The sequence below is a fragment of the Aeromonas sp. 600282 genome (assembly GCF_049175755.1).
Classification (GTDB): domain Bacteria; phylum Pseudomonadota; class Gammaproteobacteria; order Enterobacterales; family Aeromonadaceae; genus Aeromonas; species Aeromonas veronii_A.
In genome coordinates this window covers 1-15,549 of sequence record NZ_JAAKVR010000032.1, presented here as the reverse complement: position 1 = coordinate 15,549, position 15,549 = coordinate 1, and the positions used below count along the sequence as shown (strand labels likewise).

The following is a 15,549-nucleotide window of genomic DNA, read 5'->3' as shown; positions in this document are numbered from 1 at the left end:
AAAATTGTTTTTGATGCTCGATGCTGTGAGTGCCCACACAGATTGCTTGATTCAAATTGTTAAAGAGCGACGCAACAATGTGCTGCTGCGGGAGTGGAATTCTACTCAACCGCCTTCTCGAGTCAAGCCTTATTTTCAAAGGCTTTTCGAGGTTATCGACGAGGTTGTTTGCGTTGCCGCTTGCCGTGTCGATGGAGGCGCATTATAGGGATCTGGATCACGCTTGCAAGGGTGTTTTCGAATTAAATTCGCATTTTTGGTTCAACCGTTCACTAATCACCCAAAAAGCGCATTTATCCTGCAACAACACACCCGTTTGGCGAGCTCGCTATCCTCTAGATGGCGTGGCGGTGGTAGCAGATCAAGGTTGTGGCGATTTGGTCTCTCTACATCTATATGCATGGTGATCGAGGTCACGCCTTCGGGTAACATAGCGCCCCTTTGCGATTCACACACTCTTGGGCTTTGGAGAGTTTAATGCCTTTTGCACTTGGCCAGCGTTGGATTAGTGATACAGAGACGGATCTGGGGTTGGGGACTGTCGTTGCTGTTGAAGGACGCATGGTTACCCTGTTGTTTCCGGCTACCGGTGAAAACCGCATGTATGCCAAAGAAGAGGCGCCGGTCACCCGGGTCAGCTTCAATGTGGGCGATCAGATCACCAGTCACGAAGACTGGACCATGACGGTCGAAGAAGTGCAGGAGAAAGACGGCCTGCTTATATATGTAGGTGTGCGCACCGACAATGATGAGCCCGTTGCCCTCAAAGAAGTGTTTCTCAACAACTTTATCAAGTTCAACAAGCCGCAGGATCGCCTGTTCGCCGGTCAGATCGATCGGATGTCCCGCTTCACCCTGCGCTACGAGGCGCTGGTGAACCAGCACCAACGTCGTCGCAACCCGACTCGTGGTCTCGCCGGTGGCCGGGTCAGCCTGATCCCACACCAGCTCTATATCGCCCATGAAGTGGGTCACCGCTACGCTCCGCGCGTACTGCTGGCCGATGAGGTAGGTCTGGGCAAAACCATCGAAGCGGGCATGGTCATTCATCAGCAACTGCTCTCCGGCCGTGCCCATCGCGTACTCATTCTGCTGCCCGAAACTTTGCAGCACCAATGGCTGGTCGAAATGCTGCGCCGCTTCAACCTGCACTTCTCCCTGTTTGACGAGGAGCGCTGCATCGAGGCGTTTGCTGATGCGGAGAACCCCTTCGAGACCGAACAGCTGGTGATCTGCAGCCTCGACTTCCTGCGCAAGAAGCGTCGTCGCTTCGAGCAGGTGCTGGAAGCCGAGTGGGATCTGCTGGTTGTCGACGAAGCCCACCATCTGGAGTGGAGTGAAGAGGCGCCGAGCCGTGCCTATGAGATGGTGGAAGCCCTGGCCGAACAGGTGCCGGGCGTACTGCTGCTGACCGCAACCCCGGATCAGCTGGGCCACCAGAGCCACTTTGCCCGTCTGCGCCTGCTCGACCCGGAGCGTTTCTACGACTATGAGGCTTTCCTCGCCGAGGAGCAGGCCTATGGTCAGGTCGCCAGCGCAGCGCAGGAGCTGCTGGATGGCGAGACCCTGAGCGATGAAGCCAGACAGATCCTCGCCAGCCAGCTGGAAGGGCTAGACTTGAGCGATGCCGCCGCCCGCCAGCAGGCGGTCGCCAAGCTGCTGGACCAGCATGGCACCGGCCGGGTGCTGTTCCGCAACAGCCGCGCCAATATTCAGGGCTTCCCCGAGCGTCACCTCAACGTCTACCCCATGCCGCTGCCGGAGCAGTACAAGACTGCCATCAAGGTGATGGGCATGATGGGTGGCAACGGTGGCGATCTGCAGACCCGCGCCCTGCGCTACCTCTACCCCGAGAAGATCTTCCAGCAGTTCGAAGGCGACAACGCCACCTGGACCCAGTTCGACCCCCGTGTCGAATGGTTGCTGGAGCTGCTGCTCTCAGCCCGTCAGCAGAAGGTGCTGGTGATCTGCTCCGAAGCAGCGACCGCCATCGCGCTGGAAGAGGCGCTGCGTACCCGTGAAGGGATCCGTGGTGCCGTGTTCCACGAAGGGATGTCGATCCTCGAACGGGACAAGGCCTCCGCCTATTTCGCCCAGCAAGAGGGTGGCGCCCAGGTGCTGCTCTGCTCCGAGATCGGCTCAGAGGGTCGCAACTTCCAGTTTGCCAGCCATCTGGTGCTGTTCGATCTGCCCCTCAACCCGGATCTGCTGGAGCAACGTATCGGCCGACTGGATCGTATCGGTCAGCAGAATACCGTCGAGATCCACGTTCCCTATCTGGAAGGGACTGCCCAGCGCGCCCTGCAGCTCTGGTATCACGATGGTCTGGACGCGTTCGAGCAGACCTGCCCGACTGCCCGCCCGGTATTCGAAGCGGTACGTGAAGAGCTGTTCGAGCTGCTGGCCGCCAACACCGGCGATCAGGCGGCCCTCGAGGCCCTGCTGGTCAAGACCCGCGAACTGCACGAGCCGCTCAAGGCACGGCTGGAGCAGGGCCGCGATCGCCTGCTGGAGATCCACTCCAGCGGTGGCGCAGCCGCCCAGCAGCTGGTCGACAAGCTGGCCGCCGAAGATGACGACACCGGCATGATCTCCTTCGCCCTCAAGATGTTCGACGAGATCGGCGTCAATCAGGATGACCGTGGCGAGAACGCGCTGGTGCTGACCCCCGGGGATCACATGCTGGTCTCCAGCTTCCCGGGCCTGCCGCAAGACGGCATGACCATCACCTTCGATCGCAACACAGCCCTGTCGCGGGATGACATGGCGCTGCTCTCCTGGGATCACCCCATGATGCGCGGCGGTATCGACCTGATCCTGGGCTCCGAGATCGGTGCCACCTCGGTCGCACTGCTCAAGAACAAGGCGCTGCCCATCGGCTCCATCCTGCTTGAGCTGATCTTCGTTGCCGAGTCTGCGGCCCATCCCCAGCTCTACCGCTTCATGCCGCCGACGCCGATCCGTCTGCTGATGGACAAGAACGGCCAGAATCTGGGTGAGAAAGTGGCGTTCGATGCCTTCAACCGCCAGCTGACGCCGGTCAATCGCCACCTCGGCAGCAAACTGGTCACCGCGTCCCAACCGGTGATCCACGGTCTGATTGGCAAGGGCCAGGCCATTGCCGAAGAGCTGAAAGCCGGGATTGTCGACAAGGCCCGTGCCCAGATGGCGCAGACCCTGCAGCAGGATCTCGATCGTCTGGAAGCGCTCAAGGCGGTCAACCCGAACGTGCGAGACAGCGAACTGGATTATCTGCGCAATCTGCAGGCAGAATTGCACCACCTGATCGATCAGACCCAACTCAAGCTGGATGCAATCCGCTTTATCGTGGTCACCCATAACTGACAAGGTACCGACCGACAGCGGCCAGACCCAGCTCAAACTGGATACCCAAGGCCGCTTTGTCGTGGTTACCCATAACTGATGGGGGCTTGCCCCCACCTTCTGATGCGAGACATTTATGTTTGAATACTCACCGCCTCTGGAACCCTGGCTCGATATCCTGTTCAAGGACAAGGACATCATGGTGGTCAACAAGCCCACTGGCCTGCTAAGCGTCCCCGGGCGCGGCCCCGAGAATGAAGACAGCGTCCTGCATCGGGTGAAACAGCAACACCCCAAGGCGGCGGCAGCTCATCGCCTCGACATGTCCACCACTGGCGTCATTGTCATTCCCCTCAATCCCAACTCTCATCGGGAACTGAGCCGACAATTTCGCGAGCGGGAGACCGAGAAGCACTACCTCGCCTGGGTGTGGGGCGAGCCGGAAGCAGAGTCAGGGCAGGTTGACCTGCCGCTCTGCGTCGACTGGCCCAACCGCCCGAAGCAGAAGGTGGATCACGAGGAGGGGCGTAACGCTCTGACTCTGTGGCAGAAACTGAAGGTGGAGAACGGCAACAGCCTGATCAAGCTGACCCCCATCACAGGTCGCTCACACCAGTTGCGCGTCCATATGCTGGAGCTGGGGCATCCGATCCTGGGTGACAACCTCTATGCCCATCCCGATGCGCTGGCGGCGGCGCCCCATCTCTACCTGCATGCGGCCATGCTGACCATCAGTCACCCCCGCAGTGGCGAGCGGATGACCTTCGAGGCACCAGCCCCTTTCCCGGTCTGATCCCGCAAATCGCAGAGATAAAAAAGCCCCCATCGCGAGATGGGGGCTTTTTCATTAGGGTCAGACGCGAATATCGATCTTGCTTCCCAGAGAAGCGCTGGCCGATGTCGGTGCAACCGGCGCTGATTGCGCTGCGTTTTGCAGCAGCTTCAGCGCAGCTTCGCCCTCTTGGGTCTGCTGTTTCTTGGCCAGACTGGCCGTCATCAGAGCAGAACCAAACGACGCATTTGCAGAACTTGATATATCCATAGGGTTCCTCCTGCACTCAACAGTATCGACCAAGCGGCCCCGAACATAAGCACTGAATGCAAAACAATCTGACAGTTGCTTTTCTATCAATCAGATAGCAATAGCATTCATGGTCCCTGTTCACCGCTGGATGACGCCTTCAAGCTCCTGTGCCGTCATCGCCCGAAGCACCTTGCAAGGGTTGCCAGCCGCCACCACGTTGGCGGGCACATTTTTGGTCACCACCGAACCGGCACCGATGACGCTGTTGTCACCGATGGTGACGCCGGGGCAGATGACGACGCTGCCGCCAATCCAGACGTTGTGACCGATCCGCACCGGCTTGCCAAATTCCACCCCCTTAATGCGTGGCGCCACCGCCACCGGGTGAGCGGCGGTGTAGATCTGCACCCCGGGCGCCAGCAGCACGTTGTCGCCGATGTGCACCTCGCAGACGTCGAGGATGGTGCAGCCCACGTTGGCGTAGAAGTTCTCGCCGACGAAGATATTGGCGCCATAGTCGCAAAAGAACGGCGGATTGATGGCACACTCCTGGCCGCGGCTACCGAGCAGCTCGTGAAGCAAAGCATCCCGCGCCGGTTTCTCCTGCCAGCTGGTGTTGAAGGTGTGATAAAGCCTTCGGCAGCGCTCACGTGCCGCTTTGAGCTCAGGGTCAGCCGCATCATAAGGCTCCCCCGCCACCATCTTCTGCCACTCGGTACCGCGCACCACCTTCTCCATTACCTACTCCATCAGCCAGATCAGGGATTCATAAGGGCGCAGCATACCCGATTGCGGTCGGGCCGGGCTATCCGGGTAGTTGCCGAGCAGCAGCCGACCTTGCCCGCTTTGCAGCTCGGCAGGCAAGGCAAACTCAACCGGCTCGCCGTAGAAGTTGCTCACCACCAGCAGGGTCTGACCGTTAGCGCGGCGGGCATAGGCCCAGATCTGCGGGTGCCCGGTCAGCAGCTCCTGATAATCCCCCTGAGTGAAGATGGGGTGAGCCTTGCGAAGGGCGATAAGATCCCGATAGTGCCAGAACACCGAGTTATGGTCGGCCAGCGCAGCCTCGGCATTGATCTCGGGATAGTTGGCGGCAGGCTTGAGCCAGGGTATCCCGCTGGTGAAACCGGCGTTGGGGGCGGCGCTCCACTGCATGGGAGTGCGCGAGTTGTCGCGGGACTTGGCACCGAGAATGGCCAGGATCTCGGCCTCGCTCATCCCTTCGGCCTGCTTGATGGCGAAGATGTTGCGGCTCTCCACATCCTGATAGTCATCAATGCACTGATAGCCGGGGTTGGTCATGCCGATCTCCTCCCCCTGATAGATGTAGGGGGTGCCTTGCAGGCCGTGCAGCGTGCTGGCCAGCATCTTGGCGGCCACGACCCGATGATCGCCCTCATCGCCGAAGCGGGAGACGATGCGCGGCTGATCGTGGTTGCACCAGAACAGCGCCGACCACCCCTTGCCGTGCATGCCGCTCTGCCAGTGGTTGAAGATGCGCTTGAGTTCGAGGAAATCGAACGGCGCCTTGGTCCACTTGTCGCCATTGGGGTAGTCCACCTTGAGGTGGTGGAAGTTGAACACCATGGAGAGCTCGGAGCCATCCAGCGCGCCATAGCGCTGGCAGTGCTCCAGGCTGGTGGAGGACATCTCCCCCACCGTCATGGCGCCCACCGGGGCGAACACGTCGCGGCTCACATCCTGCAAAAATTCGTGGATGCGCGGCCCGTCGGTGTAGAAGCGGCGGCCATCGCCACTGTCGTCGCTCGGGAAGCGCTGATCCTTGGAGATGAGGTTGATGACGTCGAGGCGGAAACCGTCCACCCCCTTATTCGCCCAGAAGTGGATGATGTTTTTGACCTCGGCGCGCACCGCCGGGTTCTCCCAGTTGAGATCCGCCTGCTCGCGGGCAAACAGATGCAGGTAGTACTGGCCGGTGGCCTTATCCAGCTCCCAGGCGCTGCCGCCAAACTTGGATTGCCAGTTGTTGGGCACACCACCCTCCACCGGGTCTTTCCAGATGTAGTAGTCGCGGTAGGGGCTGTTCTTGTCCCCCAGCGCCGACTTGAACCAGGCGTGCTCGGTGGAGGTGTGGTTGACGACGATGTCCATCACGATCCGAATGTCGCGCGCGTGGGCGGCGGCCAAGAGCGCCTCGAAATCGGCCATGGTGCCGTAGGCGGGATCAATATTCAGGTAGTCGGCGATGTCGTAGCCGTTGTCCACCTGCGGCGAGACGTACACCGGAGTCAGCCAGAGGGCGTCGACGCCGAGGGTCTTGAGATAGTCGAGGCGGGCCATGATCCCCTTGAGATCACCAGTGCCGCGCGCGCCACTGTCCTGAAAGCTCTTGGGGTAGATCTGGTAAATCACGGCGCTCTGCCACCAGGGTGTTTGGCTCATGGGTCTTGCTCTTCTCTCGAATGAAAAGGGGAGAGGGCGACCCCTGCGGGTCGCCCTGATGCGTGGAGTCAGGCGCTGGCCTGAGCCAGCTTGCCGGCCGCCTGCTGGCGCTGGTAAACCAGCAGAGTCAGCACGATAGGAACAACGATGGCCACCAGCATGGCGACGGCATAGACGGCCCAGTATTGCGGCTGGATGGAGAGGATGCCCGGCAGGCCCCCTACCCCGATGCCGTTGGCCATCACTCCGGCGAAGCCGCAGATGAGGGCCGCAAGGCTGGAACCCACCATGGCGCACAGCATGGGGAACTTGTACTTGAGGTTGATACCGTACATGGCCGGCTCGGTCACCCCCAGATAGGCGGAGATGGCGGCAGGTACCGAGATCTCCCGCTCGTTCTCCTTGCGGCTGATCAGGATGATGCCAACCACCGCAGACGCCTGGGCGATATTGGAGAGGGCGATCAGCGGCCAGATCGGGGTGCCACCCATGCTCTGCATCAGCTGCAGATCCACCGCGTTGGTGGTGTGGTGGATACCGGTGATGACCAGGGGCGCGTAGAGGAAGCCGAACAGGGCGGCACCAATGGGGGCAAAGGAGCCGGTCATGGCGGCCTTGGCGGCAAAGCCGACGCCGTCACCCAGCCAGCGACCGAACGGACCGATAAAGGCGTGGGCCACGATCACCGCCAGCAGCAGGGAGATGAAGGGGACTATGACCAGGTAGAGGTAGGCCGGGATGATCCGCTTCAGATTGGTCTCCACCCAGGCGAGGAAGACACCCGCCAGCAGGGCCGGGATGACCTGCGCCTGATAACCCACCTTCTGGATGACGAACAGACCAAAGTCCCACACCTCGGGAGTCTGCTGGCCGATGCCGTAGGCGTTCATCAGCTGGGGCGACACCAGGGTGATACCGAGCACGATACCCAGGATCTCGGAGCCGCCCATCTTCTTGACCGCCGACCAGCAGACACCCACCGGCAGGAAGTGGAAAATAGCCTCGCCCAGCAGCCAGAGGAAGGCGTGCACCTGAGCCCAGAACTGGCTGATCTCGGTGAGGGTGTGGGTGCCATCGTCGAACATCTTGATGTCGCCGATGACGTTGCGAAAGCCCAGGATCAGACCGCCGGTGATGATGGCCGGCAGCAGGGGCACGAAGATCTCCGCCAGGTGGGAGATGCCCCGCTCCAGCGGGTTCATGTTCTGGCGCGCGGCCTGCTTGGCGGCCTCCTTGCTGCCGCCGCTGACGCCGATCTCTTCGGTCAGCGCCTTGTACCACTGCTCCACCTCGTTGCCGATGACCACCTGGAACTGGCCACCTTGGGTGAAGCTTCCCTTCACCGCCGGTATGGTTTCGATGGCCTTGCTGTCGGCCTTGGCCGGATCGTTGAGGACGAAGCGCAACCGGGTCAGGCAGTGGCTGACGGTTGCGATGTTCTCCTTGCCACCGATCTTGTCGATGAGCGTGGCCAGATGTTGTGCGTTGATCTTGGACATGGGTCTTCCCTCTGTGACGCCATTGAATAGTGGTCTGTATCGCCCTTTTGAGCCAGTCTGTCGGCCGGAGCGTTTTTGGTATCGTTCCCATTTAGCATGCCGACAATCTGGCCAGATCGAAATGGGAACGTTCCCAATTCGTGGCCAGCGTCACAAAAAGCACACTTTTTGTTCAGTCGGAAGTGATGGGGCTCACAGGGTTCGGCAGGGGGCGATAGTCACCAGCGGAGGCTGATCCTGCTCAATCTGGCCGAGCAGCTGACGCGCCGCCTGCTCCCCCGCCCCTTTGTAACCAAGATCGAGACTGAGGGCGTTGGGGAAGAGGAAACTGAGCATGGGGTTGTTGCCAAGACCGGTCACCAGCACCTCACTACGCCCTTGTTCTTGCAGGTATTTTGCCGCACCAATGGCGAGGGTGTCGCTGGCGCAGACCAGCGCCTGGGTGGAGGGGGTAAGCAGCTCGGCCGCCAGCCGGTAGCCGCTCTGCAGGCTGAGATCGCCGAGGGCGCTGCGCGGGCGCAACCCCTGCTCTGCGCAGTAAGCGAGATAGGCGTCTAGGCGGCGCTGGCCTGTGGTGAGATCCGAGGCATCCACCCCCAGATAGGCGATATCGCGGGCGCCACGGCTTGCCAGCTGCGCCAGCATGGTGCGCACCGCACCGGCGTCGTCAAAACAGACCGAGGAGAAACCGGGATATTCACGGGCGACCAGCACCAGCTTCTCTTTCAGCGGCGCCATGGCGGCATAGTCCAAGTCATTGAAGGCGAACAGGATAATGCCATCCACCCCGCGCCGCTCCAGCACCGCCAGATGCTCCTGTACCTTGGCGGGGGAGAACTTGCTCTCCATCAGCACAGCATCGTAGCCGCGCTGATAGAGGGTCTCCAGCATGCCGCGCACCGCCTGATTCTCCGAGCTGGAGTCGAGCCGCGAGACGATGATCCCCACCACCTGCTGGCTCTGGCTGCGCATGGCCCGCGCCGATTTGCTCGGCACGAAGCCATGTTCAGCGATGATCTGCTCCACCCGCTCGCGGGTCTCCTGCTTCACCTTGGGATCCTGATTGAGCACCCGGGAGACGGTCGACTTGCCGACGCCACTCAGTCTGGCGATATCGAGGATGGTCAGTTTCTTGTCCATGAATTGGCTCACAGGAGGCTAGGCGGTGGAATTGCCCACATTGTTGTGATTAACCCCTGTGAATACAAGCCCATGGCGTTAGAATGCCCTTTTTGCCCCGCCGTCAGGGTGTGTGGGCACAGCACAGGATGCCCATCATGGATCTGCTGGCCAGTATGCTCTTCTCCCTCTCCATCACAGGCCCCATCTGCGTGGTGCTGCTGCTCGGCATCTTGCTCAAGCGGCTGGGGCTGCTGCCGGATCCCTTTACCGAATCCGCCTCGCGACTGGTATTTCAGGTCACCCTGCCCGCCCTGCTCTTTCTCAGTATTCTGGGTACCAACTTCGCCACCATGCCGAGCCTCTGGTTTATCGGCTATGGCCTGCTCGCCACCGTTATCAGCTATCTGGTGCTGGAACTGCTGGCCGGACGTTTTATCGGGGAGCAGCGACTGCGCGGGATCTTCGTGCAAGGTAGCTTTCGCGGCAACAGCGCCATTATCGGGCTCGCCTATGTGCAGAACGCCTACGGCCACGAGGGGTTGGGGGCGGCGGCCTTCTATGTCGGCGCGGTGACCGTGCTCTACAACATTCTCGCAGTGATCACCCTCACCCGCAGTCTCGGCGGCGCCACCGGTATCCGCCCCATTCTGCTCGGCATCATCAAGAATCCCCTGATCATCGCCATTGTGGCGGCGCTGCCCTTTACCCTGTTCGGTATCAAGATGCCGCAACTGCTGCTCACCACCGGCAGCTACTTCGCCAACATGACGTTGCCGCTGGCGCTGCTCTGCACCGGCGCCTCCCTCAGCCTGGATGCTCTGCGTGGTGGTGCAGCCATTGCGGGCTGGGCCAGCATCATGCGGCTCTGTCTCATTCCGGCTGCGTTCACTCTTGGGGCGGCCCTGCTCGGCTTCAGCCATCTGGAGCTGGGTATTCTGTTTCTCATCAGCGCCACCCCGACTGCCGCCGCCAGCTATGTGATGACCCGTGCCATGGGGGGCGACAGCGTGCTGGCCGCAAACATCATCGCCACCACCACCCTCGGTTCGCTGGTCACTACCAGCCTCGGGGCAACTCTGATGAACTACCTAGGGTTGATGTACTGACTGCTTGACCTTGCCGGAGGCGGCAGCTTTAGGCTGGCGCTCATCAACAGAGGAGATATCCCATGACCATCGAACTCACCGTGTCCGGCATGTCCTGCGGTGGCTGCGCCGCCAGTCTGCAAAAAGCGCTGCTGACCCAGCCTGCTGTCACCACCGCAACCGTCGATTTCGCCAGCGGCAAGGCCTTCATCGAGAGCGAGTTGAGCAAGGCCGAGCTGATCGCCCTGATCGAAGCCAAGGGTTTCTCTGCGAGTTAAATTATCTCCATAGAGGTATAAAACAGGTTAAAAATCTGTACTCACCTGTCTTTTGGTGAGTTTTATCACAGACCGGGTTTATTAAACGGGCAAACTTGCTGCGATTATTCCAACCATAAGGATTTGCAGCATGACCCTACCGATCCGCAAGACCCTGCTCGCCGCCGTCGTCGGCCTGACCCTCTCCCCCATGGCCATGGCCCTGCCCAACGTCCATATTCTGGCAACCGGCGGCACCATTGCCGGGGCAGGCCAGTCGGCTACCCAGTCCAACTACGAGGCTGGCAAGGTGGCCATCGAAACCCTGATCGCCGCCGTGCCCGAGATGAAGAACGTGGCCGATGTGCAGGGTGAGCAGGTGGTCAAGATCGGCTCCCAGGACATGAACGACGAGGTGTGGCTCAAGCTGGCCAAGCGGGTCAACGAGCTGCTGGCCAAGGATGACGTGGATGGCATCGTCATTACCCACGGCACCGACACCATGGAAGAGACCGCCTACTTCCTCAATCTGACCGTCAAGAGCGACAAGCCGGTGGTACTGGTTGGCGCCATGCGTCCCTCCACCGCCATGAGTGCCGATGGCCCGCTCAACCTCTACAACGCCGTGGTGACCGCCTCCGACCCCGCCTCCAAGGGCCGTGGCGTGATGGTAGCGATGAACGACACCGTGCTCGATGCCCGCGACGTCACCAAGACCAACACCACCGGGGTGCAGACCTTCGCCTCCCCCAACTTCGGCCCGCTCGGTTACATCCACAACGGCAAGATCGACTATCAGCGCACTCCGGCCCGTCTGCACACCAGCAAGACGCCGTTTGACGTGAGCAAGCTCGACAAGCTGCCGCAAGTGGGCATCGTCTACAGCTACGCCAACGCCACCGACTTGCCGGCCAAGGCGATGGTGGATGCCAAGTTCGACGGCATCGTCAGCGCTGGGGTGGGTAACGGCAACCTCTACCACACCCTGTTCGATACCTTGGCCAAGGCGAGCAAAGACGGCATCCGGGTAGTGCGCTCCGCCCGCGTACCGACCGGCGCCACCACCCTGGATGCCGAGATCGATGATGCCAAGTACGGCTTCGTGGCATCCGGCACTCTCAACCCGCAGAAAGCGCGGGTGCTGCTGATGCTCTCCCTGACCCAGAGCAAGGATCCGGCCCAGATCCAGCGCTGGTTCCAACAGTTCTGATAACGGTTGTCTGAACCATGACAAGCAAGGGCGGGACTTCCCGCCCTTTTCCCTCCTGCAATGCTGCCTCGCCCATTACGCCGTTTGGCGGGGTCATCCTTCCCTTTTCCGGCCATCTTTTTCAGCCATCCCAGAGCGCTGTCATCAAATTAGCGAGCCGGATCACCCGCTTTCACAAGCGCATCGCCGCCAAATTCATTACACTGCCAGCGATCTTATCCACTCAAGGAGTGCTGTTGCTGTATGGAAATATTGATCCTGCTGGGATTGATTTTGCTTAATGGCGTCTTCGCCATGTCAGAAATCGCCATCGTCACCGCACGCAAGGCTCGCCTCGGCAAGCTTGCCTCTGAAGGCAACCGCTCCGCCGCCATTGCCCTCAAACTGGGCGAAGACCCGACCCATTTTCTCTCTGCCGTCCAAATCGGCATTACCAGCATAGGTCTGCTCAACGGTATCTACGGCGAATCCCTGCTGGCCCAGCCCTTCTCCCTCTGGTTGCAGGAGTGGGGGCTCCCCGCCAAGAGCAGTGGACTTATCGCTACCATCATCGTGGTGGTGGTGGTTACTTACCTCTCCATCGTGGTGGGGGAGCTGGTGCCCAAACGGCTTGGCCAGCTCAATGCCGAGCGCATCGCCTGTCTGGTGGCCCGCCCCATGCACTGGCTCGCCACCCTGACCCGCCCCTTCGTCTGGCTGCTGTCGGCCTCTACTAATGCCAGCCTGCGGCTGCTGCGGGTCAACCAGAACGGCAGCGCCAACGTCACCGAGGAGGAGATCCACGCCATGCTGGTGGAAGGATCGGAAGCCGGGGTGATCGAGGATCATGAGCACACAATGCTGCGTAACGTCTTCCGTCTCGACGAGCGCAGCCTCTCCTCCCTGATGGTGCCGCGCAGCGATATCCGCTATCTGGATCTGGCTCTGCCGCTGGAGACTAACCTGCAGCGGCTGGTGGAGTATCGCCACAGCTATTTTCCGGTCTGCGACGGCAACCTGTCAGAATTGGTGGGTATCATCAATGTCAGCAAGGTGCTGCACGCCTATATCAAGGGGGAGCCCATCGATCTGGCTGCCCTGACCCAGGAGGGCAGCCTGCTGCCCGAGACCCTCAACGGCGTCGAGCTGCTCAACCACTTCCGCACCCACAGCGAACAGATGGCGCTGGTGGTGGACGAATATGGCGAGTTGCAGGGACTGGTCACCCAGCAGGATCTGCTGGAGGCGCTGGCGGGGGATTTCCAGCAGGAGGATGGCGAGGACAACTGGGCATTCCGGCGCGCCGACGGCAGCTGGCTGCTCGATGGCCTGATCCCGCTGCCGGAGTTGAAGGACTGTCTGGAGCTGGTTCGTCTGCCCGAAGAAGAAAAACATCACTATCACACCCTCGGAGGGCTTATCATGCTGCTCCTTGGTCGTGTTCCACAAACTGGAGACCTGGTGACACTGGAACAGTGGCAACTGGAAATTGTTGACATGGATGGCCTGCGCATCGACAAGGTGCTCGCCATGCCCTTGACCGATCAACCCAGCTAACCTGCGGAGTTTGCAAGTATGGAGCAGTTTTACCAACTGGCTCACGCCTTTATGAACCACGATCTGAACACACTTTCCGATCCCAAGATGGCCTTCATGATCTGTGGTGTGATTCTGACGTTTCTGGTACTGGAAAACGGATTCATCCCTACCGCCTTTCTGCCTGGCGACAGCCTGCTGATCCTCACCGGCGTACTCATCTATCAGGATGTGTTGTCTCTCGGGGTGATCCCGCTGTTGATCATGGCTACCTTTGTCGGCACCTGGTTCGGTTACATGCAGGGGCGCTTTCTCGGCCACACCCAGCTCTACCATCGGCTGATGTCCCATGTGGAAGAGCGACACCAGCAGAAGGTCTACCACCTGCTGGACAAGTACGGGATCATCACCCTGATCACCGCGCGCTATATCGCCTTCGTGCGCACCGCCTACCCCTATATCGTGGGTGCCACCGAGCTGCCGCAGGGGCGCTTTCTCATCGTCAATCTGATCAGCTCCATCATGTGGATCTGCCCGCTGGTCGGGTTTGGCTACTACCTGAGCCACACCAAGCTGGCCGCCGAATACCAGACCCAGTTCTTCAACATCATCATCTATCTGCCGGTGGCCCTGCTGCTGGGTGGCATGGTGGCGCTGGTCTGGCGCTGGATCAGCAAACGCAGGGCTGCGCAGCCGCGGGATTGACCCCTCGCCCAACGCCCGACCCGAAAGCCCTCACCAGAGGGCTTTTTTGATCGCCAATTTTGCGCAAATAACAGAAATAGTCCCGCTCGGCCCTTGTAAAGCCGGGGTAAAAATGAGTGAATCTAGCGCCTTTTTTTGGATGGGAACGGAGTCGGTTGTATGTGGTGTCGGATTCGCGCAGCAGCGCTGGTTGTCGGGTTGATGGGAATACTGGGATTGCCTGCGGTCAGCGCGGCCCCCAACCCTGCCAAACTGGAAGTACGCTCGAGCAGCGCCCTGGTCGTGGATGTAAAAACGGGCAAGACGCTCTACCAGAAGAATGCCACCAAGGTGCGTCCCATCGCCTCCCTCACCAAGCTGATGACAGCGCTAGTGGTGCTGGATGCCAAGCAGAATCTCAACCAGATCATCACGGTCGACAAGAACGATCTGGATCGGGTCAAACACACCCACTCCCGCATCCGAATGGGCACCAAGGTGACCCGCCGCGACGCCCTGCATCTGGCATTGATGTCCTCCGAAAACCGGATGGCCTCGGCACTGGCGCGTCACTATCCTGGCGGTCGCAGCGCCTTCGTGCGGGCCATGAACAATAAGGCCAGACAATTGGGAATGCGTAATACCCACTTCTACGACTCCACCGGCCTCTCCACCCGCAACGTCTCCACCGCCCAGGATCTGGGCAAGCTGGCTGCCGCCGCCTATCGTCAGCCGCTGATCCGTCAGTTCACTCAGGATGAGAACCGGGAGATGCGCTTCAGCGCCCCCGCCTATAGCCTGATGTTCAACAACACCAACCCGCTGGTGAAAAACCCGGATTGGGACGTGCGCCTCTCCAAGACCGGCTTCACTGACGAGGCAGGACGCTGTCTGGTGATGCGCGCCAAACCGGACAGCCGCGAGCTAGCCATCGTGCTACTCAACTCGGTGGGCAAACGCACCCCCATCGGCGATGCCAACCGCATTCGCAAATGGCTGAAAAGCTGAGTAAATATCTCGACACAAAAGGATGCTGCGGCATCCTTTTTTATTGCCTGCAGAACGCTTCCGCAGGCCTTGCAGGATGTTGATGAGCGAATCCTGAGTGATGAGCTGCGCGGCATCTGCCGTTGCAACAGCAGGCATACAGGGCGTCTATAGATGAGGCAAAGGGTGGCAAGGGTTTGCGCTGTAAAGAAGAGCGCGGCGCAATAACAGAAGGGGAAGAAATGAGGACAAGAACAGCCAGGTAAACGGGCGTTCCACCCGCAACAGCGCACGGGGATCCGCACCAAAAGCTAAATATCGCCCATAAAAAAACAGCCCCGACCGAAGTCGAGGCTGTCTGTATGGTGCGCCCGAGAGGATTCGAACCTCTGACCACCTGGTTCGTAGCCAGGTACTCTATCCAGCTGAGCTACGGGCG

15 protein-coding genes are annotated in these 15,549 nt (G+C 60.3%); 10 read left to right on the top strand and 5 right to left on the bottom strand.

Annotated features, from left to right (window positions below; all coding sequences use genetic code 11):
* The 3 genes from G5137_RS20400 to rluA form a co-directional block, all read left to right on the top strand.
* The coding region (locus G5137_RS20400; RefSeq protein WP_421255884.1) for a hypothetical protein at nt 1–208 on the top strand (208 nt) is incomplete at its 5' end.
* 269 nt (nt 209–477) lie between these two features.
* Complete coding sequence (gene rapA / locus G5137_RS20395) at nt 478–3,345, top strand: RNA polymerase-associated protein RapA (protein WP_421255883.1); 2,868 nt, start codon at nt 478–480, stop codon at nt 3,343–3,345.
* Nucleotides 3,346–3,460: 115 nt separating this feature from the next.
* Nucleotides 3,461–4,117, top strand: coding sequence for a bifunctional tRNA pseudouridine(32) synthase/23S rRNA pseudouridine(746) synthase RluA (rluA, locus tag G5137_RS20390; protein ID WP_227341479.1), 657 nt, complete (start codon nt 3,461–3,463; stop codon nt 4,115–4,117).
* Between the two features lie 60 nt (nt 4,118–4,177).
* Here rluA and G5137_RS20385 read toward each other — a convergent pair whose 3' ends face one another.
* The 5 genes from G5137_RS20385 to treR all read right to left on the bottom strand — a co-directional run bounded on the left by G5137_RS20385 (nt 4,178) and on the right by treR (nt 9,390).
* On the bottom strand, nt 4,178–4,366 hold the full coding sequence (locus tag G5137_RS20385; protein WP_005336040.1) for a hypothetical protein: 189 nt from the start codon (nt 4,364–4,366) through the stop codon (nt 4,178–4,180).
* 120 nt (nt 4,367–4,486) lie between these two features.
* Entirely contained in the window at nt 4,487–5,086 is a 600-nt protein-coding gene (locus tag G5137_RS20380; RefSeq protein ID WP_421255882.1) for a sugar O-acetyltransferase, read from the bottom strand.
* Between the two features lie 3 nt (nt 5,087–5,089).
* Entirely contained in the window at nt 5,090–6,751 is a 1,662-nt protein-coding gene (treC, locus tag G5137_RS20375) for an alpha,alpha-phosphotrehalase (protein ID WP_421255881.1), read from the bottom strand.
* Between the two features lie 68 nt (nt 6,752–6,819).
* A complete protein-coding gene (gene treB, locus G5137_RS20370) occupies nt 6,820–8,250 on the bottom strand; it encodes a PTS trehalose transporter subunit IIBC (RefSeq protein WP_005305515.1) in 1,431 nt (476 codons plus the stop codon).
* A gap of 192 nt (nt 8,251–8,442) precedes the next feature.
* Entirely contained in the window at nt 8,443–9,390 is a 948-nt protein-coding gene (gene treR / locus G5137_RS20365; RefSeq protein ID WP_075115856.1) for a trehalose operon repressor TreR, read from the bottom strand.
* Between the two features lie 137 nt (nt 9,391–9,527).
* On the opposite strand from treR, the gene G5137_RS20360 reads away from it, so the two are divergent.
* The 7 genes from G5137_RS20360 (at nt 9,528) to pbpG (ending at nt 15,131) form a co-directional block, all read left to right on the top strand.
* Nucleotides 9,528–10,478, top strand: a complete 951-nt coding sequence (locus G5137_RS20360) for an AEC family transporter (protein ID WP_199416610.1) — start codon at nt 9,528–9,530, stop codon at nt 10,476–10,478.
* 62 nt (nt 10,479–10,540) lie between these two features.
* Nucleotides 10,541–10,735 carry a heavy-metal-associated domain-containing protein gene (locus tag G5137_RS20355; RefSeq protein ID WP_128814766.1) on the top strand — a complete coding sequence of 65 codons (195 nt, stop codon included), beginning with the start codon at nt 10,541–10,543 and terminating at the stop codon, nt 10,733–10,735.
* Nucleotides 10,736–10,865: 130 nt separating this feature from the next.
* Complete coding sequence (gene ansB / locus G5137_RS20350) at nt 10,866–11,924, top strand: L-asparaginase 2 (RefSeq protein WP_021229073.1); 1,059 nt, start codon at nt 10,866–10,868, stop codon at nt 11,922–11,924.
* Between the two features lie 17 nt (nt 11,925–11,941).
* Entirely contained in the window at nt 11,942–12,205 is a 264-nt protein-coding gene (locus G5137_RS20345; RefSeq protein WP_133249582.1) for a hypothetical protein, read from the top strand.
* The gene (locus tag G5137_RS20340; RefSeq protein WP_005336050.1) at nt 12,168–13,460 is read left to right on the top strand and encodes a hemolysin family protein; all 1,293 of its coding nucleotides are present in this window, start codon (nt 12,168–12,170) and stop codon (nt 13,458–13,460) included. Before G5137_RS20345 ends, G5137_RS20340 begins: the two co-directional genes overlap by 38 nt.
* 18 nt (nt 13,461–13,478) lie before the next feature.
* The gene (locus tag G5137_RS20335; protein ID WP_236285589.1) at nt 13,479–14,144 is read left to right on the top strand and encodes a DedA family protein; all 666 of its coding nucleotides are present in this window, start codon (nt 13,479–13,481) and stop codon (nt 14,142–14,144) included.
* Nucleotides 14,145–14,303: 159 nt separating this feature from the next.
* On the top strand, nt 14,304–15,131 hold the full coding sequence (gene pbpG, locus G5137_RS20330) for a D-alanyl-D-alanine endopeptidase (protein WP_323937122.1): 828 nt from the start codon (nt 14,304–14,306) through the stop codon (nt 15,129–15,131).
* Nucleotides 15,132–15,549 lie beyond the last annotated feature (418 nt).